The organism is Streptomyces sp. NPDC002209 (genome assembly GCF_042890265.1).
Classification (GTDB): domain Bacteria; phylum Actinomycetota; class Actinomycetes; order Streptomycetales; family Streptomycetaceae; genus Streptomyces.
Map to the genome: position 1 here is coordinate 396,454 of NZ_JBIARX010000002.1, position 24,995 is coordinate 421,448.

Genomic DNA, 24,995 nt, shown 5'->3' on the forward strand with positions numbered 1-24,995 from the left:
AGAAGCGCACCGATAACGAGTGCCGTCGGCCCGGGATCCTGTGCGATGCTCGGCGACGTGGAGACCAGATCTGTCAGCCCGGTGTTCGTCGGCCGAGCCGACGAACTGGCCGTACTCACCGACGCATTGGCCCGCGCCGCCGGCCGGGAGCCGCAGGCGATGCTCATCGGGGGCGAGGCCGGGGTCGGAAAGACCCGCCTCACCGAGGAGTTCCTCTGCGAAGCGGCCCGCCGCGGTGCGGTCGTGGCCGTCGGAGGCTGCGTGGAGATCGGGGCGGAGGGGCTTCCCTTCGCCCCGTTCTCGACGGCCCTGCGCACCCTGCACCGGCAGCTCCCGGGGGAGTTGGCGGCCGCGGCCGCCGGCCAGGAGGACGAACTCGCCCGGATCCTCCCCGAACTCGGCGACACCCCCCGCGGCCCGCACGACGAGGAGAGCACCGCCCGGCTCTTCGAACTGACGGCCCGGATGCTGGAGCGCCTCGCCGCGGACCGCACCGTCGTCCTCGTCCTGGAGGACCTGCACTGGGCGGACACCTCCACCCGGCACCTGCTCTCCTACCTCTTCCGCACCCTCGCCAGCGGCCGGCTCGTCGTCGTCGCCACCTACCGGGCCGACGACGTCCACCGCCGCCACCCGCTGCGCCCGCTGCTCGCCGAACTGGACCGGCTCCGCACCGTCCAGCGCATCGAACTGCCCCGCTTCAACCGGGCCGAGGTGCGCCGCCAGCTCGCCGGCATCCTCGCCGCGCAGCCCGACGAGGCCTTCGTGGACTCCGTCTTCGACCGCTCCGACGGCAACGCCTTCTTCGTCGAGGAGCTCGCCGCCTGCCAGGAGAGCGGCTGCCGCGCCGGACTCCCCGAGTCCCTGCGCGACCTGCTGCTCGTCCGCGTCGAGGTGCTGCCGGACGCCGCCCAGCGGGTGGTGCGCATCGTCGCCGAGGGCGGCTCCACCGTGGAGTACCCGCTCCTGCGCGCCGTCGCCGGGCTGACGGAGGACGAGCTGATCGAGGCCCTGCGGGCCGCCGTCGGCGCCAACATCCTCCTCGCCACCACCGACGGGGACGGCTACCGCTTCCGCCACTCGCTGGTCCGCGAGGCCGTCAGCGACGACCTGCTGCCCGGCGAGCGCGCCCGCGTCAACCGCCGCTACGCCGAGGCCATGGAGGCCGACGGCTCGCTGATCCGCGCCGAGGAGCGGGTCATCCGGCTGGCCAGCTACTGGTACCAGGCCAACGACGCCGCCAAGGCGCTGCCCGCCGTCCTCGCCGCCTCGGTCGCCGCCCGCCGCCGGCACGCCTACTCCGAACAACTGCGGCTGCTGGAGCGGGCGTTGGACCTGTGGGAGAGCGCGCCGGAGGAGGTCCGCGAGGCGCTGCGTCCGGTGGACTACACCGATGTGTACCCTCCGTGCGGCTGCGACCCGGCCACCACCCCGCTGCAACGGCTCGACCTGCTGGCCGAGGCGACCGTCGCCGCCCGCTTCGGCGGCGAACGCGAACGCGCCCTGAAGATCACCAAGACGGCGCTGCGGCTGCTGGAGGAGGACCAGGACCCGCTGCGGGCCGCCTGGTTCTGGACCGAGCGATCCCGGCTCGTCGCCAGCCTCGGCCGCGGCGACGGCTGGGAGGAGCTCGCCAGGGCCCAGGAGCTCGTCAAGGGGCTGCCCCCGTCCCAGGTGCACGCCGAGGTCCTGGTCCGGGCCGCCGGCTGGGGCATGATCCACGACCCGGGCCCCGGCAACCTCGACGCCGCAGAGCGCGCCGTGGACTACGCCCGCATGCTCGGGGCCGAGGAGATCGAGCTCAACGCCCGGATCACGGTGGGCTGCCTGCTCACCGACTCCGGCGACGCCGAGCGCGGCCTCGCCGAGATGCAGGCGGTCCGGGAGCGGGCCACGGAACTGGGGCTCGTCATGCTGGCAGGACGTGCACATATCAACCTCACCTCTCATCTGGAAAGCACGGGCCACTCCCGCGAAGCCGTGGAACTGGCCGAACAAGGGGTCGAACTCGTCAAGAAGTCCCGGCTGCTGGACACCGAGGCCTGGCTCAGCGGAAACATGGCGGAGAGCCTGTACAACCTCGGCCGCTGGGACGAGGCCGCCGAAGCGGCCCGGCGCGCCCTGAGCGTCGGCCAGAGCGCGGCCCCGCGCGGCTCCGCCTCCGCACGGCTGTCCTACCTGGCCCTGGCGCGCGGCGAAATGACCGAGGCGACCGCCCGGCTCGCCGCCGCCCACGCCCACTTCGGCACCCACGACAGCCAGCCCCAGCACCGCATACCGCTCTACCGCCTCGCGGTCGGCGTGGCCGCGGGGGAGGGCCGGATCGCCGACGTCCGCGCGGAGATCGCGGACGCGGTCGCCTACGGCTTCCCGCTCGGCCACCACCGCTACGCCTGGCCGCTGCTGCTCGCCGCCGCCTCCGCCGAGGCGGACGCCCGGGGACTCCCCGTCGCCGACGCCGGCCGCGAAGCCGCCCTGGCCGTGCTCCGCGGCGCCGCCCGCGCCCTGGCCACGCCGGTGCCCGTGTGGACCGCCCACGCCGAGTTCTTCCGCGCCGAGCTGCTGCGGGCCGAGGACCGGGACACCGCCACCGACTGGGCCGCCGTCGAGCAGGCCGTCCGCCTGCTGGAGCGCCCGTACCTGCTGGCCCGCGCCCGCCACCGGCTCGCCGAGGCCCTGCTGGCCTCCGGCGGCTGCCGCGAGACCGCCGCCGCGCTGCTCCGCGAGGCCTACGCCACCGCGGACCGGCTCGGCTCCCGCAGGCTCCGCGAGGACCTGGCCCTGCTCGCCCAGCGCGCCCGGCTCCCGCTCACCGAGGCCGACACACCCCCGGCCCTGCCCGCACCGGACACCGACCCCGTCGAGGCCCTGGGCCTGACCAGCCGCGAGCGGGACGTACTGCGCCTGGTCGCGGCGGGCAACAGCAACCGCCAGATCGCCGAGGAACTCTTCATCTCCCCGAAGACGGCCAGCGTGCACGTCTCGAACATCCTGGCCAAGCTGGGCGTCGCCGGCCGCGGCGAGGCAGCGGCCCTCGCCCACCGGCTGCGGCTGTTCGCGCCGCCCCTCACTCCTGCGGGGGCTGCTCCGACGGGCGTATGAGCACCTTGCCGGAGTCGAGGTCTATCGGACCGCGTCCCGGATCGCCGTCGTTCACGTCGGTCCGGGACAGCTCCAGCCGCTTCTTCTCCTCGTCCGTGTGCTTGCGCCCCGGGTTGAACAGCTCCTCGATCATGTTGAACACCGCGCCCACCGTGCCTTCCGCCCCCCCACCGGGGACCCGTCGGTTACCGCACCGTCAGTGTCAGGATCCTGTCGTCGCCCGCCTCCGGCGATCCGCGCCCGTCCGTCTCGCTCGTGACCAGCAGCAATCTGTCCCCGCCGAGGGCGATCACCGTGCGCAGCCGGCCGTACTTCCCCGTCAGGAAGGCCTCCGGCTCGGCCAGCGGATGCGCCCCGGCCAGCGGGATCCGCCACAGCCGCTCGCCCTTCAGCCCGGCCATCCACACCGAGCCCTGCGCCCAGGCGATCCCGCTCGGCGAGGCCTCGTCGGTCTTCCACACGGCCACCGGATCACGCAGGCCGGGCTTGCCCGCCTTCCCCTCGGCCTCCGGCCAGCCGTAGTTCGCACCGGGCTCGATCAGATTCAGCTCGTCCCAGGTGTTCTGGCCGAACTCGGCCGCCCACAGCCGCTTGTCCTTGTCCCAGGCCAGGCCCTGCACGTTGCGGTGCCCGTAGGAGTAGACGACGGAGTCGGCCTCCGGATTCCCGTGCACCGGCTGCCCGTCCGGGGTCATCCGCAGGATCTTGCCGCCCAGCGACTTCTTGTCCTGCGCGAGGCCGGTGTCGCCGGTCTCGCCCGTCCCCGCGTAGAGCATCTTGTCCGGGCCGAAGGCGATCCGCCCGCCGTTGTGGACCAGGCCCTTGGGGATGCCCCGGAACACCGTGTCCGGCGCCCCCAGTTGCTGACCGGCGTCCCTCTGCTCGTCGTAGCGCATCCGGGCGATGCGGTTGTCGGACTCCGTCGTGAAGTACGCGTACACCATGCGGTCCGAGGCGAACGCGGGCGACAGCGCGAGCCCCAGCAGCCCGCCCTCCCCACCCGGGGCCACCCCGGGCACCTTGCCGATCGGCGTCACCTTGCCGGTGGCGGCCGCGACCCTGCTGATCGTCCCCTTGTCGCGCGAGGCGACCAGCAGGTCCCCGTCGGGCAGCGGGGCCACGCCCCACGGGGACTCCAGGTCCTTGGCGATCTCGCCCGCCACCGTCACGGAGCCCTTGGCCGGCGGCGGGGCTTCCGAGGAACCGGACGGGGAGCCCGCCGGGCCGGCCTCCGACGCCGTGGGTGCCGCGCGGGGTGGCGAGGTGCCCGCCTTGCCGCCGGGCGCGCCCGCCGGTGCGCAGCCCGCCGCCAGCAGAGCCCCGCATCCGGCCAGGGCGAAGGCCGCCAGCACTCCACGGGTCCGGGGCCGCGGGCCCTCGTACGGCTTGTGCGCCTGTCCGTATCGCATCGTCCTGCTCCCCTCCGGTCCTGCGATCGTGCCTTTCATCTGTCTCAACAGCTGCGGCAGTTCCCGAAGTTCCACCACTCGTACACCCGATCGAGTGGTTGTCCCGGAGCCGGCTGCGGCCCCGGACCCGGGCCCCGCTCAGTCCCAGGCTCCCACCGCCGCCGGCAGGGCCGCGATCTCGGCCAGGTCCCCGGCCGTCAGTCGGAGCTGCGCCGCCCCCGCGTTCTCCGCCGCCCAGTGCGCCCGGTCGGCCCCCGGCACCGGCACCACCTGCGGCCCCTGCGCCAGCACCCACGCCAGCGCCACCTGCGCCGCCGTCACCTGCGGCCCGAGCCGCCGCGCCACCCGCCGCAGCCCCGCCACCAGCACCTGGTTCGCCGCCATCGACTCCGCCGTGAACCGCGGATGGCGCGCCCGTACGTCCTCCCACTCGAAGCCCTCGCCCGGCCTGAGCGTCCCGGTCAGGAACCCGCTGCCCAGCGGCATCGCCGCCAGGAACCCCACCCCGCGCGCCGCACACCACGGCAGCAGCTGCCGCGCCGCCTCCGGGGACCACACCGACAGCTCCGCCTGCACCGCGCTCACCGGGAACACCTGCTGGACCCGCTCCAGGTGCCCCAAGGTCACCCGGTACGCCCGGTCCCCGCGCCGTCCCGCCCCCGGCCCGGCCCCCGCGCCCAGCGCGCAGAACCCGAGCGCCCGCACCTTCCCGGCGCCCACCAGCTCCGCCATCGCCCCCCAGGTCTCCTCCACCGGGACGTCGGGATCGACCCGGTGCAGCTGGTAGAGGTCTATGACGTCCGTCCGCAGCCGCCGCAGCGAGGCGTCGCAGGCCCGCCGCATGTAACCGGGCCGGCCGTCCGCCACCACGTGCTGCTCGCCCGCCCGCAGCCCCACCTTGGCCGACACGAACGCCTCCGCCCGCCGCTCCCGCAGTACCCGCCCCAGCAGCAGCTCATTGGTGAACGGCCCGTACAGGTCGGCGGTGTCCAGCAGGTTCGCCCCCAGGTCCAGCGCGGTGTGCACCGTGGCCAGCGACTCCTCGCCGCGGCGCCGCGAGGGCGCGTACGCCCAGCTCATCGGCATGCACCCGAGCCCGACGGCGCCCACCGTCAGCGCCCCCGCCCCGATCGACCTGCGCTCCACCCGTGCGTCCCCCTCCCGGTCCGGCAAACAAACTAACGGCTTGATCAGGATCCTTTGGCCTTGGCATAGCCTCGTGATCATGACTGCAAAGACAGCGGACGTCTGGCTCCCGTTCCCCGCCGAGGAGATCGAGGGCCTCCCCGACACCTTCCGCTACCGCCACTGGGACGGTGAGGACACCTTCCCGGCCGATCCGGCCGCCTGCGTCTTCTACGTCACCCCGTACATGAAGTCCGCCGAGGTCACCCTGCGCCCGCTGGCCGTCATGCCGGACCTCGAGGTCGTGCAGACGCTGACCGCGGGCATCGACCACGTGCTGGGCGGCCTCGACCTCCTGCGCCCCGGCGTACGGCTGTGCAACGCACGCGGCGTCCACGAGGCGAGCACCGCCGAGCTGGCGCTCACCCTCACCCTCGCCTCGCTGCGCGGCATCCCCGGCATGGTGCGCGGCCAGGACCGCGAGGAGTGGCACGGCGGCTTCTACGACGCCCTGGCCGACAGGTCCGTACTCATCGTCGGGTACGGATCGATCGGCGCGGCCATCGAGGACCGGCTCGCGCCCTTCGAGTGCGCGCGGGTCACACGGGTCGCACGCTCGGCGCGCACCACCACGCGCGGGCCGGTGCACGCACACGCCGACCTGCCCCGGCTCCTCCCGCAGGCCGACGTGGTGATCCTGTCCATGCCGCTGACCGACGAGACGCGGGGCCTGGTCGACGCCGCCTTCCTCGCCCGGATGAAGGAGGACGCCCTGCTGGTGAACGTGGCGCGCGGCCCCGTCGCCGACACCGCAGCGCTGCTGGCGGAACTGGAGTCGGGCCGGCTGCGCGCGGCACTCGACGTCACCGACCCGGAACCGCTGCCCGCCGGCCATCCGCTCTGGCATGCTCCGAATGTCCTGATCACGCCTCACGTCGGCGGCAGCAGCACGGCGTTCGCCCCGCGGGCCAAACGCCTGGTGGCCCGCCAGCTGCACCGGTTCGCCGCCGGGGAGCCCGTCGAGAACACGGTCCTGATCACCGGGTGACGCGCTGTGCGCACGCTCCGCATCCGTCCGGACGCGCACAGTGGCCACAACTCCCCGCGTGGTAACGGAGAGTAGACCATCTATGTCCCTGAGTGACGAAAGTGGTGTATCGTCCGGAACAAGGGGCTGCAGCGCGTTCGTCTGGCGCTGGGGAGTGATCGGACACTTTGGGGGGCGACGGGCGATGTACGGCCAATGGACGAAGGATCCGATGCGGCACAGCCGCCGGAGGCGACGCAGCCGGGACTGGGCTGCACCGGAACCAGCCGGCGAGGGGGACCGGTGAGTGCCCCGGGGGCGGCGCTGCTGACCAGGCAGCCCGTCCCGGGCGGCGGTGGCAGGAGCCTGGCGATGCAGCTGCTCCTCGCCGTGGTCAGCGGCGGGTACGCCGTCGGTGCCGCCCTCGGCTGGGGCTCCGAGGAACTCGCCGAGATCATGGGCGACTTCGGGCTCAGCGCCGCCGCGTTGCTCGCCGCCGTCTCCTGCTACACCTACGCACGGGTCATCGACAGCCGCGAGCGCCCGGCCTGGCTGCTCTTCGCGTTCTCCTCCCTCATGGGAGCCTGCGGCAACGCCGTCTGGGGCTGGTACGAGGTGATCCTCGGCGAGGCCGTGCCGAAGCCCTCCATCGCCGACTTCGCGTTCCTCTGCTTCGCGCCGCCCGCCATCGTGGGCCTGCTCGTCCTCGCCAAACGCCCGGTCACCCGCGCCGGCTGGGTCTGCCTCGGGCTCGACTCCTGGCTCATCGGCGGCTCCCTGCTCACCCTGTCCTGGAGCCTGGCCCTCGCGCACGCGGCGCGCACCGCCCAGTCCGGAGCCCCCGGCAGCGTCCCGCGCGCCGCGCTGTCCCTCGCCTACCCGCTGCTGGACATCGCGCTCGTCTCCATGGTGCTGGTCCTGCACTTCCGGCGCTCCGAGGCCAACCGCTCGGCCGTCAACACCGCCATCGCGGCCCTGGCCCTGACCGTGCTCAGCGACGCCCTGTTCACCTCGCCGCTGCTGAGCGCCGAGTACCAGTCCGGGCAGCTGCTCGACGCCGGCTGGTTCGCCGGCTCGCTGCTGCTCGCGTACGCACCCTGGGGCGCCCGGCGCATCCACCCGGCACCGGCGGCGCCCGGGCTCCCGCGCGCCGACCGCCCCGTCAGCCGCCCCATCAGCGGTTCGCTGCCCGCCCTCACGCCGTACCTCGCGGCGGCCGTCTGCACCCTGGGCATCCTGTACAACGTCGTCGACGGCCGGAAGGTCGACCGGGTGGTCGTCTTCACCGGCTGCACGGTCGTGCTCGCCCTCGTCATCCGGCAGGGCATCATGCTCATCGACAACATCGCGCTGACGCAGGAACTGGCCCAGAAGGAGAACCACTTCCGCTCCCTGGTCCAGGGCTCCAGCGACGTCATCATGATCGCCGCACCCACCGGGACCCTGCGCTACGTCAGCCCGGCTGCGGCCGGGGTCTACGGGCGCGAGGCCGAGGAGCTCGTCGGCACCGAGCTCGCCAGCCTGATCCACCCGCACGACCTGGGCCGGGTGGTCCACGAGGTACGCCGCTTCCTCGCCGCACCGCCCGCGGAGGAGCCGACCACCCGCATCGAATGCCGCTTCAAGTCGGGCAGCGGCGAATGGCTCAACGTGGAGTCGACCGTCAACCGCCACCAGGGCGGCCTCATCCTCAACAGCCGGGACGTCACCGAGCGGGTCCGCCTCCAAGCCCAGCTCCAGCACAGCGCCGAGCACGATCCGCTGACCGACCTGCCCAACCGGGCCCTGTTCACCCGCCGGGTCCGCCAGGCCCTGACCGGCCGGCGCGCGGGGGACCACAGCACCGCCGTGCTCTTCATCGACCTCGACGGCTTCAAGGCGGTCAACGACACCATCGGCCACCAGGCGGGCGACGAGCTGCTCATCGAGGCCGCGCACCGGCTCCAGGACTCGGTGCGCGCCGGGGACACCGCCGCCCGCCTCGGCGGCGACGAGTTCGCGGCGCTGATCCTGGGCGACGGCAGCCGCGACCGCAGTGCCCGCGAGTACCAGGTGCACGAGATCGCGGACCGGCTGCGCACCACCCTGTCCCAGCCGTACCGGATCGCCGGCAGCGAGGTCCGGGTCGCCGCCAGCATCGGCGTGGCCTTCGCCGACCCCGGCATCACCCCTTCGGACCTGATGCGCAACGCGGATCTCGCGATGTACCGCGCCAAGGCGGGCGGCAAGGACCGGGTCGAGCTGTACGCGCCCCAGATGCAGGCCGAGGTCGTACGGAAGGCGGAGCTCGCCGGGCGGCTGCGCACCGCGCTGCACGACGGGGAGTTCGCCCTGCTGCACCAGCCGGTGGTCTCGCTGGCGAGCGGCGAGGTCACGGCCGTTGCGGCGCAGGCCCGCTGGCGCTCGGCCCAGGGGATCCTGTTCACCCCGGCGGAATTCCTCCGGGTGGCCGAGTACAGCGAGGGCGCGGCGGCGGGGCCGGACGGTCGCGGCGGGCTCCCCGGGGGCGTACCCACCCGGGCCGCCGAGCTGGGGCGCTGGCTGCTGGAGGAGGCCGTGGGGCAGGCCGCCGAGCGGCACCGGATCGGGCACGACGTACCGGTGGCCGTCCGGATGAGCGCGCAGCGGCTGCTGGACCTGGGGCCGGCGGCAGCCGGGGGAGTCGCGCCGCTCGGCTCCGTGGAGGCCCTGCTGAACCGCCACGGGCTGCCGTCCGGGGCCTTGGTGATCGAACTGGCCGACAGCGACCCCAGAGTCCCCTTCGACGAGCTGGAGCGGCGCCTGGCGGCCCTGCGCCGCCTCGGGGTCCTGATCGCCCTGGACGGCTTCGGCAGCGGCTACGCGGCCATCAGCGCCCTGCGCCGGCTCCCCGTGGACGTCCTGAAGCTGGACAGAGGCCTGGTCGAGGGCGTGGTCGAGTCCGCCCGACTCCACAAGATCACCGCCGGTTTGTTGCGCATTGCAAATGATCTGGGCATGCAGTCGGTGGCCGACGGGGTGGACCTCCCCGAGCAGGTCATGGCACTGCGCGCGATGGGCTGCACACATGGCCAGGGAGCGGCCTTTTCCGGCCCGCTCGACGAGTACAGGCTGCGCCGCGCGCTCGTGCGCGGTACGTTCCCAGTACCGGGCGGGGCGGCCCAGCCTGCCTTGGCCGGTGGTTCGTCCGGGGGCTCGATGGCCATCCGTAGAGGCTCACATAATGAGACGCCCGTCCCACCCGCTTGACATCCCCCTCCCGCCGGAGGGAGGGTCAGTGCCATGCGCACCCGAATTCTCGTACTTGGAAAGCGCGTCGGCTGAAGCTGGGGCCATCATGTCCCCGCTCCGCACACCCGACGCGCTCCCCTCGCTTGCCTCCTGGCACGAGGGGTTTTTTGTTGCACTGGCACACCTTCGAATCCTCGTAAAACCCTCAGCCTCGAGAAGAGAATGCCGATGACCGAGCAGGCCACCGGGGCCCACCATCCGCAGCCGCGGCCCCGTTCCGGCGGACACCAGCCCGCCGCAGTTGAGCACGTCACGGGTGCGCAGTCCCTCATCCGCTCTCTCGAAGAGGTGGGGTGCGACACCGTCTTCGGAATCCCGGGCGGGGCCATCCTCCCGGCGTACGACCCGATGATGGACAGCACCAAGGTGCGCCACATCCTGGTCCGCCACGAGCAGGGCGCCGGCCACGCTGCGACCGGCTATGCACAGGCCACCGGCAAGGTGGGTGTCTGCATGGCCACCTCCGGCCCGGGCGCCACCAACCTGGTCACCCCGATCGCCGACGCGCACATGGACTCCGTGCCGCTCGTCGCGATCACCGGCCAGGTCTCCTCCAAGGCGATCGGCACCGATGCCTTCCAGGAGGCGGACATCGTCGGCATCACGATGCCGATCACCAAGCACAACTTCCTGGTCACCAAGGCCGAGGACATCCCGAAGACGATCGCCGAGGCCTTCCACATCGCCTCCACCGGCCGTCCCGGCCCGGTCCTGGTCGACATCGCCAAGGACGCCCTGCAGGCGAAGACCACCTTCACCTGGCCGCCCTCGCAGGACCTCCCGGGCTACCGGCCGGTCACCAAGCCGCACGCCAAGCAGATCCGCGAGGCCGCCAAGCTCATCTGCCAGGCCAAGCGCCCGGTCCTGTACGTCGGCGGCGGCATCATGAAGTCCGGCGCGACCGCCGAACTGAAGGTCCTCGCCGAGCTGACCGGCGTCCCGGTCACCACCACCCTGATGGCGCTGGGCTCCTTCCCCGACAGCCACCCGCTGCACGTGGGCATGCCGGGCATGCACGGTGCGGTCACGGCCGTCACCGCCCTGCAGAAGTCGGACCTGCTGATCGCGCTCGGCACCCGCTTCGACGACCGCGTCACCGGCAAGCTGGACAGCTTCGCCCCGTTCGCCAAGGTCATCCACGCGGACATCGACCCGGCCGAGATCGGCAAGAACCGCGAGGTCGACGTCCCGATCGTCGGTGACGCCCGCGAGGTCATCGCCGACCTGATCCAGGCGGTCCAGGCCGAGCACACGGAGGGCAACGCCGGGGACTACTCCGCCTGGTGGAAGGACCTCAGCCGCTGGCGCGAGACCTACCCGCTCGGCTACGAGACCCCCGCGGACGGCATGCTCTCGCCGCAGCAGGTCATCCAGCGCATCGGCGAACTCGCGCCCGAGCACACCATCTACGCGGCCGGCGTCGGCCAGCACCAGATGTGGGCCTCGCACTTCGTCAACTACGAGGAGCCCCGCACCTGGCTGAACTCCGGCGGCGCCGGAACCATGGGCTACGCGGTCCCGGCCGCGATGGGCGCCAAGGTCGGCATGCCGGACCGCACGGTCTGGGCGATCGACGGCGACGGTTGCTTCCAGATGACCAATCAGGAACTGGTCACCTGCGCGCTGAACAACATCCCGATCAAGGTCGCGATCATCAACAACGGTGCGCTGGGCATGGTCCGCCAGTGGCAGACCCTGTTCTACAACCAGCGGTACTCCAACACCGTCCTGCACGCGGACGAGACGGGCCACGACACCGTCGGCTCCCAGCTCGGCGAGTCCACCGCCCCCCGCAAGGGCACCCGCGTCCCGGACTTCGTGAAGCTGTCCGAGGCCATGGGCTGCGTGGCGCTGCGCTGCGAGGACCCGGCCGACCTGGACAAGGTCATCGCCGAGGCCAACGCGATCAACGACCGTACCGTCGTGATCGACTTCATCGTCCACGAGGACGCCATGGTGTGGCCGATGGTCGCCGCCGGCACCTCCAACGACGAGGTCATGGCAGCCCGGGGCGTCCGTCCCGACTTCGGCGACAACGAAGACGACTGAGCCGAGAGAGCCTGAGAGAGAGAACGACTCACATGTCCAAGCACACGCTCTCCGTCCTGGTCGAGAACACGCCCGGCATCCTCGCCCGGATCGCCGCGCTGTTCTCCCGCCGCGGGTTCAACATCGACTCGCTCGCGGTCGGCGTCACCGAGCACCCCGACATCTCGCGCATCACCATCGTCGTGAACGTCGAGGACCTCCCGCTGGAGCAGGTGACCAAGCAGCTGAACAAGCTGGTCAACGTGCTCAAGATCGTCGAGCTGGAGCCGCACAACGCCATCGAACGCGAACTCGTTCTGGTGAAGGTCCGGGCGGACAACGAGACCCGGTCCCAGATCATCGAGATCGTCCAGCTGTTCCGCGCCAAGACGGTCGACGTCTCCCCGGAGGCCGTGACCATCGAGGCCACCGGCGGTGCCGACAAGCTCGGCGCGATGCTCAAGATGCTGGAGCCGTTCGGCATCAAGGAGCTCGTGCAGTCCGGCACGATCGCCATAGGGCGCGGCGGCCGGTCCATCACGGACCGCAGCCTGCGCGCACTCGACCGCAGCGCCTGAGCAACAGGGCGCCTGAGCAACACGCTGACGTCGCGTTGCCTCTCGCATCGCGAGACCAAGAAACTTCCTCTACGTTCCCCGCCGTACGGTGGGAGCAACACCAGCGCACCAAGGAGATATCCCAGTGGCCGAGCTGTTCTACGAGAACGACGCCGACCTGTCCATCATCCAGGGCCGCAAGGTCGCGGTCATCGGCTACGGCAGCCAGGGCCACGCCCACGCGCTGTCGCTGCGTGACTCCGGCGTCGACGTCGTCGTCGGCCTGAAGGAGGGCTCGAAGTCCAAGGCCAAGGCCGAGGAGCAGGGTCTGAAGGTCGTCTCCGTGTCGGAGGCCGCCGCGTGGGCCAACGTCATCATGATCCTGACCCCGGACCCGCTGCAGGCCGAGATCTACGAGGAGTCCATCAAGGACCACCTCGAGGAGGGCGACGCGCTCTTCTTCGGCCACGGCTTCAACGTCCGCTACGGCTTCATCAAGCCCCCGGCCAACGTGGACGTCGCCCTGGTCGCCCCGAAGGGCCCGGGCCACCTGGTCCGCCGCCAGTACGAGGAAGGCCGCGGCGTGCCCTGCATCGCCGCCGTCGAGCAGGACTTCTCGGGCAGCGCCTTCGCCCTCGCGCTCTCGTACGCGGCCGGCATCGGCGGCACCCGCGCCGGTGTCATCAAGACCACCTTCACCGAGGAGACCGAGACCGACCTGTTCGGTGAGCAGGCCGTCCTCTGCGGTGGCGCCTCCGCCCTGGTCAAGGCCGGTTTCGAGACCCTGACCGAGGCCGGCTACCAGCCGGAGATCGCGTACTTCGAGTGCCTGCACGAGCTGAAGCTCATCGTGGACCTCATGTACGAGGGCGGCCTGGAGAAGATGCGCTGGTCGGTCTCCGAGACCGCCGAGTGGGGCGACTACATCACCGGCCCCCGCATCATCACGGACGCCACCAAGGCCGAGATGAAGCAGATCCTCGCCGAGATCCAGAGCGGCGAGTTCGCCAACACCTGGATGGCCGAGTACAAGGCCGGTCTGCCGAAGTACAACGAGTACAAGAAGGCCGACGAGGCACACCTGCTCGAGACCACCGGCAAGAAGCTGCGCAAGCTGATGAGCTGGGTCGACAGCGACGAGAGCTGATCTCGCAGCCGTGGGAGCCGGGGCGGCGCACCGCCCCGGCCCCGCGGCGCACCACCGGTTCGGCGGAATGCAGGCCCTCTTCGGGGCGGCTTGTCCACCCCGGCCAACCCCGGACGGGTGATCCTTCCGTACAGGCGGAATTCCGGCCGGGATCCGCCACTACACTGCTCAACACAACGCGTCAGGCCCACAGTGTCGTGCGTCTTCCACGCGGCTACCCCCTCCACCGCCTGCGGCCGTCGGGACGGCCGTCCGCACTGGACTTGTGAGGACCCACGTGAGCTCGAAACCTGTCGTACTCATCGCCGAAGAGCTGTCGCCCGCCACGGTGGACGCGCTCGGCCCGGACTTCGAGATCCGGCACGTCAACGGAGCCGACCGCGCGGAGCTGCTCCCCGCGATCGTGGACGTCGACGCCATCCTCGTGCGCTCCGCGACCAAGGTCGACGCGGAGGCCATCGCCGCCGCCAGGAAGCTGAAGGTCGTCGCCCGCGCCGGTGTCGGCCTCGACAACGTCGACGTCTCCTCGGCCACCAAGGCCGGCGTGATGGTCGTGAACGCCCCGACCTCCAACATCGTGACCGCCGCCGAGCTCGCCTGCGGCCTGCTCGTCGCCTCGGCCCGCAACATCCCGCAGGCCAACACCGCCCTGAAGAACGGCGAGTGGAAGCGGAACAAGTACACGGGCGTCGAGCTCAGCGAGAAGACCCTCGGCGTCGTCGGCCTCGGCCGCATCGGCGTCCTGGTCGCCCAGCGCATGTCGGCCTTCGGTATGAAGATCGTCGCGTACGACCCCTACGTACAGCCCGCGCGCGCCGCCCAGATGGGCGTCAAGATGCTGACGCTGGACGAGCTCCTCGAGGTCGCCGACTTCATCACCGTGCACCTGCCGAAGACCCCCGAGACCCTCGGTCTCATCGGGGACGAGGCCCTGCACAAGGTGAAGCCGTCCGTCCGCATCGTCAACGCCGCGCGCGGCGGGATCGTGGACGAGGCCGCGCTGTACTCGGCCATCAAGGAGGGCCGCGTCGCCGGCGCCGGCCTCGACGTGTACGCGAAGGAGCCCTGCACGGACTCCCCGCTCTTCGAGCTCGACCAGGTCGTCTGCACCCCGCACCTGGGCGCCTCCACGGACGAGGCCCAGGAGAAGGCCGGCATCTCGGTCGCCAAGTCGGTGCGCCTCGCGCTCGCCGGCGAGCTCGTACCGGACGCGGTCAACGTCCAGGGCGGCGTCATCGCCGAGGACGTCCGTCCGGGCCTGCCGCTCGCCGAGAAGCTCGGCCGCATCTTCACCGCCCTCGCGGGCGAGGTCGCGGTCCGCCTCGACGTCGAGGTCTGCGGCGAGATCACCCAGCACGACGTCAAGGTGCTGGAGCTCTCGGCCCTCAAGGGCGTCTTCGAGGACGTCGTCGACGAGACGGTCTCCTACGTCAACGCCCCGCTGTTCGCGCAGGAGCGCGGTGTCGAGGTGCGCCTGACCACCAGCTCGGAGTCCCCGGACCACCGCAACGTGGTGACCGTGCGCGGCACCCTGTCGGACGGCCAGGAGGTCTCGGTCTCCGGCACCCTCGCCGGCCCGAAGCACCTGCAGAAGATCGTCGGCATCGGCGAGTACGACGTGGACCTGGCGCTCGCCGACCAGATGCTCGTGCTGCGCTACACCGACCGCCCGGGCGTGGTCGGCACCGTCGGCCGCATCCTCGGCGAGGCCGGCCTGAACATCGCGGGCATGCAGGTCGCCCGCGCCGAGGAGGGCGGCGAGGCGCTCGGCGTCCTCACGGTCGACGCCGAGGTCCCGGTGAACGTCGTCGCGGAGATCTCCGCCGAGATCGGCGCCGTCTCGGCGCGTACGGTCAGCCTCGGCTGAACCCCTTGGCGGGCGGCAGCCGCCGGCAGCCGCGCAGCAACGGACGAAGGGCCCGGGGAGTCGGCGAATTCCAGGGGTCGTTGCCACACGTGATCACCGACGTGTGGTGGCGAGCAGTTCAGACAGGCGCTCGGCTGGGGTTTCCCAGCCGAGCGTCTTGCGTGGGCGGCTGTTGGGTTCGGCGGCGACTGCGTCGAGGTGGTCCCGGGTGTGGCCGGACAGGCTGCTGCCCTAGAGACTGCCCGATTCGCGACCAGCGTACGGGCCCCAATCTCTCGCCCCATGGCAGCTCCAGCCCAAAGCCGCTCCCGCCGACCTCATCGGGCCCGTGTGCGATCGTCACGCCTCCCAGGTACGTTGAGCCGTCAGCCGAGGGAGAACGCTCGCGAGGGAGTCGCCCCGCAACGCGTGGCTGCGGGGCGACGATCCACTTTCGCAACGGGCCTAGTGGGGTTTAGTCGACCGTCTGCCCGTCGTACATACCGCCCCTGCAGGTCGGGAGCACGGGCGTCGACCGATCGATCGTTCCGCCGTTGTCGGTGCACTCACCCGGGGTGACGCTGGCCGGGGTGACGCTGCCGACGGTGGCGGTGGCGGCGGTGGCGGCGCCTGTGAGGCCGAGTCCGGCGAGGGCTGCCGTGGCGAAGACTGCGGCGAGGATTCGTCGAATGCGCATTTGGTTCGCCTTTCACAGATTGCCTCGGTTGGGGCACTAGCCAGCCTGATCTTCACCCATGTGGGTGGCACGTTATGTTGGGCCATTCGGGTGACAGTGTTGTCGGGTGCGGGGTCGGTGACGCGACCCGTCAGAGCGGATGGAAGCCCGTGCCGCATCCGTGCCAGAAAGAGCGGATCCCAGCGGTCAAGAGCAGTCAAGCGCGACGCCTCGCGATTAATCACCAGAGGCCGTTTGCGCTGGTCAGCGTCAACTCCCTCCGTGACGGCCCGGTGTTTCCCAAGCTCAGAGCGCGCGTTCGATTCCCGTCACCCGCTCCACGGCGAAGGCCCAGCTCATAGGCGAATCCCAGGGGTCGTTGCAACCCGTGATCACCGACGCGTGGTGGCGAGCAGTTTGAACAGGCGCTCGGCTGGGGTTTCCCAGCCGAGCGCCTTGCGTGGGCGGCTGTTGAGTTCGGCAGCGACTGCGTCGAGGTGGTCCCGGGTGTGGCCGGACAGGCTGCACTCAAGGTTCCCCGGGCCCTTCGCCGTGTTCCGCGAGCTGCTCCGTCCGGCCGTACGGGACTCAGCCCGCGAGGGGCGCGGCCTGCCCGGCGGGCTGTTCGGCGGGCTGCCCGGCCGTGGCCGGGGCGCCGAGCCCCCGCGTCAGGGCCACTGCGAGGACGCCGCCGGCGAGCAGCAGGGCCGCACCGCCCCAGGCCGCGTACTGCATGCCGTGGACGAAGGCCTCGCGGGCCAGGGCCAGTACCTGCTCGCCCGCCGCACCGCCGAGCTGGTGGGCGGCGGCGACGGCGCCGCCCAGGGTCTCCCGTACGGCAGGCTCCGCACCCGGCAGATCGGAGCGGTAGACGGCGGTGCCCAGGCTGCCCAGGACCGCCATGCCCAGCGCCCCGCCGAACTCCGAGCCGGTCTCCAGCAGGGAGGCGGCGGAACCGGCCTTCTCGGCGGGCGCCGAGGCGAGTGCCATGTCGGAGACCAGGGACATCACGGTGACGAGGCCCGAGGCCAGGACGCCGGCGCCGGTCAGCAGCAGCCACAGCGAGTCGCTGCCGACCAGGCTGATCAGAGTGAACCCGCCGGCGGCGAGGACGAAGCCGCCGGCGATGACGTACGCCCGGTCGGTCTTCTGGGCCAGGGCGGCGCTGACCGGGGCGGCGGCGCCGATGACGAGCGAGGGGGCGAGGCTCCACAGGGCGGCTTCCAGCGTGCCCATGCCGAGCACCGACTGCAGGTACTGGGTGGTGAAGTAGGCCGAGCCCATCATGGCGAACGCGGCGATGGTGTTGAGGGCGATCCCCGCGCCGAATCCACGGCCCCGGAAGAGGGCCCGGGCGACCATGGCGTCGTCACGGCTGCGCTGGCGGCGGACGAAGACGAACCCGAAGGCCAGGCCCACGGCCACGGAGAGCGCGTGGAGCGGTGAGACGCCCTCGGCGGCGATCTCCTTGAGGCCGTACACGACCGGGAGCACGGCGGCCGTCGACAGCGGGACGCTCAGCAGGTCGAAGCGGCCGGGGGCCGGGTCCTTGAACTCGGGGACCAGCACCGGGACGAGGGCCAGCAGGAGCAGCATCGCGGGCACGTTGATCAGAAAGACCGAACCCCACCAGAAGTGGTTCAGCAGCACGCCGCTGAGCACCGAGCCTAGGGCGATCCCGCCGGTCATGGCACCGGACCAGATGGCGATGGCCTGGCCGCGCTGCCTGGCGTCCTGGAAGAGGTTGCGCACGAGCGCCAGCGTGGAGGGCATCAGGGTCGCGCCGCCGATGCCGAGCAGGACGCGGGCCGCGATCAGCATCTCGGCGCTGGTGGCGTAGGCGGCGCCGGCGGAGGCGAGCCCGAAGGCGGTCGCTCCCATCAGCAGCAGCTTGCGGCGGCCGATCCGGTCGCCGAGGGAACCCATGGTGATGAGCAGTCCCGCGAGGGCGAAGGCGTAGCTGTCGAAGATCCAGAGCTGCTGGGTGGCGCTCGGGTCGAGCTCCTGGGTGATCGCCGGGATGGCGAAGTAGAGGACGGAGACGTCCATGGAGACCAGGAGCAGGGGCAGCAGGAGAACGGTGAAGGCGGTCCATTCCCGGCGGCCGGCGAGACGTGCTGCGGAGTTCGTCATGAGCAGCAATGTACAAGTGTCATAAACGCTTGTCTAGTACAGATGTATGGAACGGTTGTCTATGACGGTTGTCTTGATACGGTGAGCTCATGGGACACCGTGAAGATCTGCTCGAAGGCGCCAAGAAGTGCCTGGTCGAGAAGGGTTTCGTGCGGACGACCGCGCGCGACATCGTCAACGCCTCGGGGGCGAACCTGGCGTCGATCGGCTACCACTACGGCTCGAAGGACGCCCTGCTGACGCAGGCCTACGTCGAACTCGCGCAGGAGTGGGGCGACTCCTTCTCGCCGGAGGTGACCGGCGAGGGGGGCTCGCTGGAGCGCTTCCGCTCCGTGTGGGACGGCGTGATCGACCGTCAGGAGGAGTCGGCCCCGATCTGGGCGGCCAGCATGGAGGTCGCGCTCAGCCGTGACCGGATGCCGCAGCTGCGGGCGATGCTGGCCGCCTCCCAGGGGGAGGGTCGCCGCGGGCTCATCGCACTGCTCACCGGCATCCCCGAGGAGGACCTCGACGAGCGGGACGAGCGGACGCTCGGCGCGCTGTACGAGGCCCTGCTGACCGGAGTGATGGCGCAGTGGCTGTTCAACCCGGAAGGCGCGGTCACCGCGGAGGAGTTGACGGAGGGCATGCGGCGCACCGCGGAGATGCTCACCGAGGGCAAGGGCGGCGACGCGGTCTGAGCCGCCGTCGGGCCGTCGGGCCTCGAGCCGGCCGGGATCCCGTCAGGAGGCCCGGCCGGCCGGGCCCTGCGGCGCGGCGACGGCGTCACGCAGCCGGGCCGTGACGGCTTCTCCGGTGCCGCCGGCCGTCGGCGCGGCGGTGACGCCGAGCCGTTCGGCCAGGTCCCCCAGGTACAGGTCGGTGGCGCTCTCGATCAGCTCGGCCAGTGCTCCGGCGGCGGCGCGCGAGCGCGGCACGGCGCAAGCGACAACGGCGGGACCGATCAGGGCGGCCGGCCACCAGACGGCAGCGAGCAGGGTGTAGAGCAGGCCCCAGGCCGCCAGGCGTGCCGTCGAGGCGTAGCCGGTGCGCGCGGTGGCGATGTCGGTGCGCAGTTCGTCGGGCAGGACGCTCCACAACCGTGGCCACACGAGCGCGAAGTCCTCGACCCCGTTGACCGCGGCGGCCCGTGCGGTGGTCCGCGCGAAGCGGTCGCCGATCCGCGTCGGACACACGGGCCGGGCGGGTCCGAGCCGGTCGCGGCGACGCCGGCAGGCCCGCACCAGGGCGGCGGCCCGGGCGGGGTCGAGTCCGGGGTGCGGGGGCTGTGCGGCCTGCAGGATCGCGGCCTTCAGACGGCGCGTCGCCTCGTCCCACGCCCGTTGGCGGCGTCGGAGCAGCCAGGCCGCCGGGGGCGGGCCGGCGGGCAGGGCCCACACCCGCTCGACCAGGCCGCCCAGGGCCCCGGCCAGCAGGCCGATCCCGGCCGCCGCCAGGAGGACGGCGCCCGCGGCGAGCACGGCGGTGAGGGAGGTGTGCGCGGCAGGGCGGGAAGCGAGCCGGTCCAGCCACGCCGCCAGTCGCCCGGCGGCGAACGGCCGGCCCTGACCCAGGTGCAGTCCGGCGGCGAGCAGGGCGATCCACAGCAGGCCCGGCAGGAGCACGGCGCCGAGCCACCGGTCGGCGAGTTTCGTGCCGATCTGGGTCAGGAAGGTGCTCACGAGGCCACGGGCCGGTAGGGCTTCATCCGGGCATCCCGGCCGTGGGCGGCCGCGCACTCGGGCGGGCGCGGGGACTCGTCCGGGGTGACCACGCGGTCGCACCGGGCGAAGGGGCAGGTCCAGCCGGCCACCCCGGCCGTGCCGGTCATCCCCGGGGGCAGGGCCGGGACCCCGGGGAGCGGGACGCCCTCGCGACTGGTCCACCCCGCCAGGCCCTGCCGCGCGCAGGACCGCTCGACGGCGTCGACCAGTTCGGCCATCCGCGGCGGGGCGGGTTCGGCCGAGCCGGCGAGCAGTGCGAGCAGTTCGTCGAGCTCGGCTCCGGCCCCGCCCTCCCGGATGATCTCCCGCAGGGACGGCCAGCGGCTGAGCTGGTCGCACAGCAGCCCCGCCCTGCTCCTGACTGCCGCGTCCATATCCGAGGTGTCCTCCCGCTCGGCCCCGTCCCGGCGGCTCGCCTGCCGATGCGGCGGGACCGCCCCGCCGAATGCGCCATCGTCGTCCGGAAAAGCCTACGCCGCACCCGGCGGGGCGTGGGTACGATCCACAAGTCGGCGACCGGGACGGGCACTTGGAGGCAGGCGTGGCGGCAGGCGTGGCGGGTCATGCCGGACCGTGAGGCGGCGCTCGGAGTCCTCCGCGACCATGTCGCCCGAGCGGCCACGGACCCCGCGCTGATACTCGACGACGCGGCCGCCCGGGCCGCGTCCGTCCTCCTGGAATCACCCGACCCGGCGGGCGACCTGGCGACGGCGCACGCTCTGGGCTGGTACCACTGGCTGCGCTGCGTGGCCCTGGCCGGCTCGGCCGGCCCGAACGACGTGGCCTCCGTCGTACGGTTCCTGACTCCCGTGTTCCGGGCCGACCCGGAGCGCGTCCCCGAACCCGTACGCGCCGCGCTCGCCGACCACCTGGCGAAGTCCCCGCCCGCACCGCACCGCACGGCGGGTGCGCAGGGCCCGGCCGGACTCAGGCGACGGGCGTTGGGCCTGGTCGACGAATACCGGCGCACGCGTCGCCGGCAGGCGCTGGACGAGGCGGTCCTCCTGCTGCGCGGGGCACTCGACGCCGCCCCGCCGGACGGCCCCGGACGCGCCGGCCGGCTGACCGATCTGGGCACCGCCCTTGGGATGCTGTTCGAGGAGACCGGGGAGACGGACCACCTGCGGGAGGCGGTGGCGGCGAGCCGCGAGGCGGTCTCGCTCAGCCCGCCCGCAGACCCCGGGCGGCGCCACCACCTGAGCAACCTCGCCGTCTCCCTGCGGCATCTGTACCACCGCACCGACGACATGGCCGTGCTGGACGAGGCGGTACGGACCGCGCAGGAGACGGTGGCGCTCACTGCGCCCGGACATCCGGGCCAGGCCTCGGAACTGGCGAGCCTCGTCCATCTCCTCGACATCCAGGCCGAGCGCAGGGGGCGGACGCAGGAAGGGGAGGGCGCCGTCCGGGCCGCGCGCGAGGCCGTGGCCCGTACCCCACCGCAGGATCCGCGCCGTGCCGGACTCCTCGACGTGCTCGGCAGCGCCCTCGAAGCCGAGTACCGGCACACCGGAAGGCCCGGTGCGCTGGAGGAGGCCGCCGAGGCCGTTCGCGAAGCGGTCTCCCTCGCGCCCCAGGGCCATCCCGACCGCCTCAGGTACCTGATCAACCTCGAGACCTCCCTCCGGGTGCTGTACCGGCACACCGAGCGGCCGGAGCTGCTGGAGGAAGCGGTCCGGTACGGACGGGAAGCGGCGGCCGCCACACCGCCCGACTCGCCCCACCGGCTCCGCGTGGTGGCGAACCTCGGCGAAGCGCTGCTCACGCTCTACGTCGCATCGAAACGGCTCGCCCTCCTGGAAGAGGCGGCGCCGCTCGGACGGGAGGCGCTGGCGGCGACGCCGCCGGACCACCCCCTGCGCCCCGCGCAGCTCGAACACCTCGGACTCGTACTGGGCTTCCTGGCCGAGCGCACGCGTGAGGTGGACGTACTGGAGGAGGCGGTGCGGATCATGCGCGAGACGGTGGCGGCGATGCCCCGAGACGATCGCCGGGCCTCGGCCGTCCGCATGTTCCACGGCCAACTGCGGCTCCTGTTCGCCGCGACCGACCGCGCGGGCGTGCTGGAGGAGTCGCTCCAGGTCCTCGGCGAGGCCACGGAGGCGGCGTCCCCGGACGATCCCGAGCGCGGCGCGGGTCTGGACGAGCTCACCATCGGCCTCCAGACGCTGTTCGAGCGCACCGGCCGACCGGAACTGCTGGAGCGGGCGGTGCGGACCGGACGCGAGGCGGTGGCAGCCGCCCCGGCCGACGACGTCCACCGCGCCGCCCGGCTGACGAACCTCGCCGGCGCGCTGGCCGGGCTGTACGAGCAGACCGGACGGCCGGACCTCCTGCACGAGGCGATCGGGACCGAGCGCGAGGGCCTCGCACTCGTGCCCCCCGGACGCCCCGAACGCGCCCTGCACCTGCTCAACTTGGAGAACGCGCTGCTGCGGCTGTACGTCCGCACGGCGCAGCCGGCCGTCCTGGAGGAGGCGGTGCGGATCGGGCGGGAGGCGGTGGCGGACGCCCCGGCCGGCCATCCCGATCGCGCGCAGACCCTGACCGCGCTGGGCGGCGCCCTGGGCCACCTCCACGCACGCACCGGCGAGACCGCACCGCTGGAAGAGGCGGTCCGGGCCGAGCGCGAGGCAGTGGAACTCACGCCCCGGGACCATCCGCAACGCGCGATGTACCTGAACAACGTCGCGAGCGCCCTCCACCACCTGTACGAGCGCACGCGCCGGCCGGCCGATCTGGAGGAGGCGGTCGAGGCCGTCCGCGAGGCCGTGGCGCTCACCCCGGACGGCCATCCGGCCCGGGCCGGACGGCTGAGGAACCTCGCGGGCATCCTGGGTGCGCTGCACGAGCGCACCCAGCAGATCGGCCCGCTCCTGGAGGCGTTGCGGATTTCGCGGCAGGCGCTGGCGCTCACGCCCCAGGACCGGCCCCAGTACGCCGGGCAGTTGAACGGCCTCGCCGCGACCCTGGTGACCACGTTCAGGAAGGCGAGGCGCACGTTCAAGGAGCCGGGGAGCGTGAGCATCGACGAGGCGGCACAGTTCGAGAACCCCCTCGGCGGCACGATCGAGTGGCTCTTGCACAGCCGGGAACTGATGGACCCCCGGATCCTGGACGAAGCGGCGCAGGCGGCGCGCGAGGCCGTGCGGGCCACGCCCGACGACCACCCGGAACGTGCCGCGTACCTCATCAACCTGGGGACCGCCCTGCAGACCAGGTCCGACCACGACGGACGGGGCGACCTGCTCGACGAGGCACGCCGCTGCTACCGCGAGGCGGGCGGGAGCACGGCCGCCTCGACGTTCCTGCGCATCGACGCCCACCGGCGTCTCGCACGGGTGTCCACGGAACCCGGGCGTGCCGAGGAGGGGCTGCGGGCCGTGGAGCAGGCGATCGACCTGGTGGGGACCCTCGCGCCGGGAAGCCTCACCCGTGCCGACCGGGAGCACCAGATCGGCCGGGTCGCCGACCTGGCGGGCGAGGCCGCCGCAGCCGCCCTGTTCGCGGGCCGCCCGGCTCGCGCGGTCGAACTGCTGGAACGCGTACGGGGCATCCTCGCCGCCGACGCGCTCGCAGTGCCCGGCGACGACCGCGCGCGGCTCGACGAACACGCCCCCCACCTGGCGGTGGAGCTCGACCGGCTGCGCGCCCGCCTCACGACCCCGGACCGGCCGGCCCCCGCGCACGGCCGCCATCCGGTGCCGGGCGCCGGCACCGGGCCGGAGCCGGATGCCGGGCGGCGGCTGGCCGCGGACCGGCGCGAGGCCTTCGAGGCCTGGCAGGGGCTGCTGGCGCGCATCCGCTCGGTTCCGGGGTGCGAGGACTTCCTGGAGGCCCCCTCCGTCCGCCTTCTGTCCCGGCAGGCGCAGGAAGGGCCCGTCGTCTTCGTGACCACCAGCCGCTCACGCTGTGACGCGCTGGTCCTGAGGGACGGCGGAGACGGGGAACCCGTCGAGGTGGTGCCGCTGACCGGCCTCGCCCACGACGACGCCTACGCATGGGCCAACCGGCTCCTCACCGCCCGGCGGAGGGCCGTCGACCCCGCGCTCGACCCAGTGAACCGCATCAGGGCACAGCGGGACGTCCTCGCCGTCCTGGAGTGGCTGTGGACCGCCGTGGCCGAGCCCGTCCTGGAACACCTCGGCCACACCGCCGCTCCCCGAAGCGGCGAAGCCTGGCCGCGGGTGTGGTGGTGCCCGGTCGGAATCCTCGCCTTCCTCCCGATCCACGCCGCGGGCCGCACGACGGACGGGCCGGCCGACACCACGCTGATGGACCGCGTCGTCTCCTCGTACACCACGACCGTCCGGGTGCTGGCCCATGCGCGCGCACGCCGGTCGAGCGCCGTGGAGGACGGCACCCTGATCGTGCCCGTGCCCGACATCCCCGACATGCCGCTCCCGGGGATCGCCGACGAGATCCGCGCCATCACCGGGATGGTGCCGGACGCCCGGGTGCTGACCGGCGCCACCCGCGCCGGCGTGCTGGCGGCGCTGCCCCGCCACGGCACGGCCCATTTCGCCTGCCACGGCTACGCAGACCCGGACGACCCGGCGCGCAGCCACCTCGTGCTGAGCGACCACGCCGAGGCCCCGCTGACCCTCGCCGACATCAGCGCCCTGCGGCTGAGCGCCTCGCTGAGCTATCTGTCGGCGTGCGACACCGGTGTCTCCCCGTCCCGTCTGGCCGATGAATCGCTCCACATCACCGGTGCGTTCCAGATCGCGGGCTACCAGCACGTGATCGGCACCCTCTGGTCGGTCGACGACCGCGCCGCCGCCGAGCTGGCCGCCGAGTTCTACGCCCACCTCACCGCCGACGGCACCACTGCGCCCCGCACGGGCTTCAGCGCGCATGCCCTGCACCACGCCGTCAGGCGCATGCGCGCCCGCTACCCGAACAGCCCCGGACTGTGGGCCGCCCATACGCACACGGGCAGTTGAGCGCCCGGCGTCCGGCGTCGGCGCCC

General features: G+C 72.6%; 16 protein-coding genes and 1 pseudogene. 9 read left to right on the top strand and 8 right to left on the bottom strand.

Annotation, left to right across the window (positions count from 1 at the left end):
* Positions 1-45 precede the first annotated feature (45 nt).
* Positions 46-3,102, top strand: a complete 3,057-nt coding sequence (locus ACFYXK_RS06685) for an AAA family ATPase (RefSeq protein WP_389410105.1) — start codon at positions 46-48, stop codon at positions 3,100-3,102.
* Here the strand turns inward: ACFYXK_RS06685 and ACFYXK_RS06690 are convergent.
* From ACFYXK_RS06690 to ACFYXK_RS06700, 3 genes are all read right to left on the bottom strand, one after another.
* Positions 3,068-3,235 carry a DUF6191 domain-containing protein gene (locus ACFYXK_RS06690; protein ID WP_389410251.1) on the bottom strand — a complete coding sequence of 56 codons (168 nt, stop codon included), beginning with the start codon at positions 3,233-3,235 and terminating at the stop codon, positions 3,068-3,070. The genes ACFYXK_RS06685 and ACFYXK_RS06690 overlap by 35 nt on opposite strands.
* 52 nt (positions 3,236-3,287) lie before the next feature.
* The gene (locus tag ACFYXK_RS06695; protein WP_389410106.1) at positions 3,288-4,511 is read right to left on the bottom strand and encodes a PQQ-dependent sugar dehydrogenase; all 1,224 of its coding nucleotides are present in this window, start codon (positions 4,509-4,511) and stop codon (positions 3,288-3,290) included.
* 138 nt (positions 4,512-4,649) lie between these two features.
* Positions 4,650-5,657: an aldo/keto reductase gene (locus ACFYXK_RS06700; RefSeq protein ID WP_389410107.1), complete on the bottom strand. Its 1,008-nt coding sequence runs from the start codon at positions 5,655-5,657 to the stop codon at positions 4,650-4,652.
* A 79-nt stretch (positions 5,658-5,736) separates the two neighbouring features.
* On the opposite strand from ACFYXK_RS06700, the gene ACFYXK_RS06705 reads away from it, so the two are divergent.
* The 6 genes from ACFYXK_RS06705 (at position 5,737) to serA (ending at position 15,532) form a co-directional block, all read left to right on the top strand.
* Positions 5,737-6,684, top strand: a complete 948-nt coding sequence (locus ACFYXK_RS06705; RefSeq protein ID WP_389410108.1) for a 2-hydroxyacid dehydrogenase — start codon at positions 5,737-5,739, stop codon at positions 6,682-6,684.
* 282 nt (positions 6,685-6,966) lie between these two features.
* Positions 6,967-9,891, top strand: coding sequence for a putative bifunctional diguanylate cyclase/phosphodiesterase (locus ACFYXK_RS06710; RefSeq protein WP_389410109.1), 2,925 nt, complete (start codon positions 6,967-6,969; stop codon positions 9,889-9,891).
* A 204-nt stretch (positions 9,892-10,095) separates the two neighbouring features.
* Complete coding sequence (locus ACFYXK_RS06715; RefSeq protein WP_383515434.1) at positions 10,096-11,982, top strand: acetolactate synthase large subunit; 1,887 nt, start codon at positions 10,096-10,098, stop codon at positions 11,980-11,982.
* A 32-nt stretch (positions 11,983-12,014) separates the two neighbouring features.
* A complete protein-coding gene (gene ilvN / locus ACFYXK_RS06720; RefSeq protein ID WP_054223586.1) occupies positions 12,015-12,539 on the top strand; it encodes an acetolactate synthase small subunit in 525 nt (174 codons plus the stop codon).
* 124 nt (positions 12,540-12,663) lie between these two features.
* Positions 12,664-13,665: a ketol-acid reductoisomerase gene (gene ilvC / locus ACFYXK_RS06725; protein WP_383515431.1), complete on the top strand. Its 1,002-nt coding sequence runs from the start codon at positions 12,664-12,666 to the stop codon at positions 13,663-13,665.
* 277 nt (positions 13,666-13,942) lie between these two features.
* Complete coding sequence (gene serA, locus ACFYXK_RS06730; RefSeq protein ID WP_389410110.1) at positions 13,943-15,532, top strand: phosphoglycerate dehydrogenase; 1,590 nt, start codon at positions 13,943-13,945, stop codon at positions 15,530-15,532.
* Positions 15,533-15,986: 454 nt separating this feature from the next.
* Here the strand turns inward: serA and ACFYXK_RS06735 are convergent, their stop codons facing one another.
* The 3 genes and pseudogenes from ACFYXK_RS06735 to ACFYXK_RS06745 form a co-directional block, all read right to left on the bottom strand.
* Positions 15,987-16,208 carry a hypothetical protein gene (locus tag ACFYXK_RS06735; protein ID WP_389410111.1) on the bottom strand — a complete coding sequence of 74 codons (222 nt, stop codon included), beginning with the start codon at positions 16,206-16,208 and terminating at the stop codon, positions 15,987-15,989.
* Positions 16,209-16,579: 371 nt separating this feature from the next.
* Positions 16,580-16,708: pseudogene (locus ACFYXK_RS06740) on the bottom strand (IS30 family transposase); the annotation flags it as partial.
* 67 nt (positions 16,709-16,775) lie between these two features.
* On the bottom strand, positions 16,776-18,320 hold the full coding sequence (locus ACFYXK_RS06745) for an MFS transporter (protein WP_389410112.1): 1,545 nt from the start codon (positions 18,318-18,320) through the stop codon (positions 16,776-16,778).
* An 89-nt stretch (positions 18,321-18,409) separates the two neighbouring features.
* On the opposite strand from ACFYXK_RS06745, the gene ACFYXK_RS06750 reads away from it, so the two are divergent.
* Positions 18,410-19,000: a TetR/AcrR family transcriptional regulator gene (locus ACFYXK_RS06750; RefSeq protein WP_389410113.1), complete on the top strand. Its 591-nt coding sequence runs from the start codon at positions 18,410-18,412 to the stop codon at positions 18,998-19,000.
* 42 nt (positions 19,001-19,042) lie between these two features.
* Here ACFYXK_RS06750 and ACFYXK_RS06755 read toward each other — a convergent pair whose 3' ends face one another.
* On the bottom strand, positions 19,043-19,981 hold the full coding sequence (locus tag ACFYXK_RS06755) for a hypothetical protein (RefSeq protein WP_389410114.1): 939 nt from the start codon (positions 19,979-19,981) through the stop codon (positions 19,043-19,045).
* Complete coding sequence (locus ACFYXK_RS06760; RefSeq protein WP_389410115.1) at positions 19,978-20,397, bottom strand: hypothetical protein; 420 nt, start codon at positions 20,395-20,397, stop codon at positions 19,978-19,980. Before ACFYXK_RS06760 ends, ACFYXK_RS06755 begins: the two co-directional genes overlap by 4 nt.
* Positions 20,398-20,586: 189 nt before the next feature.
* On the opposite strand from ACFYXK_RS06760, the gene ACFYXK_RS06765 reads away from it, so the two are divergent.
* On the top strand, positions 20,587-24,969 hold the full coding sequence (locus ACFYXK_RS06765) for a CHAT domain-containing protein (RefSeq protein WP_389410116.1): 4,383 nt from the start codon (positions 20,587-20,589) through the stop codon (positions 24,967-24,969).
* Positions 24,970-24,995: the final 26 nt, after the last annotated feature.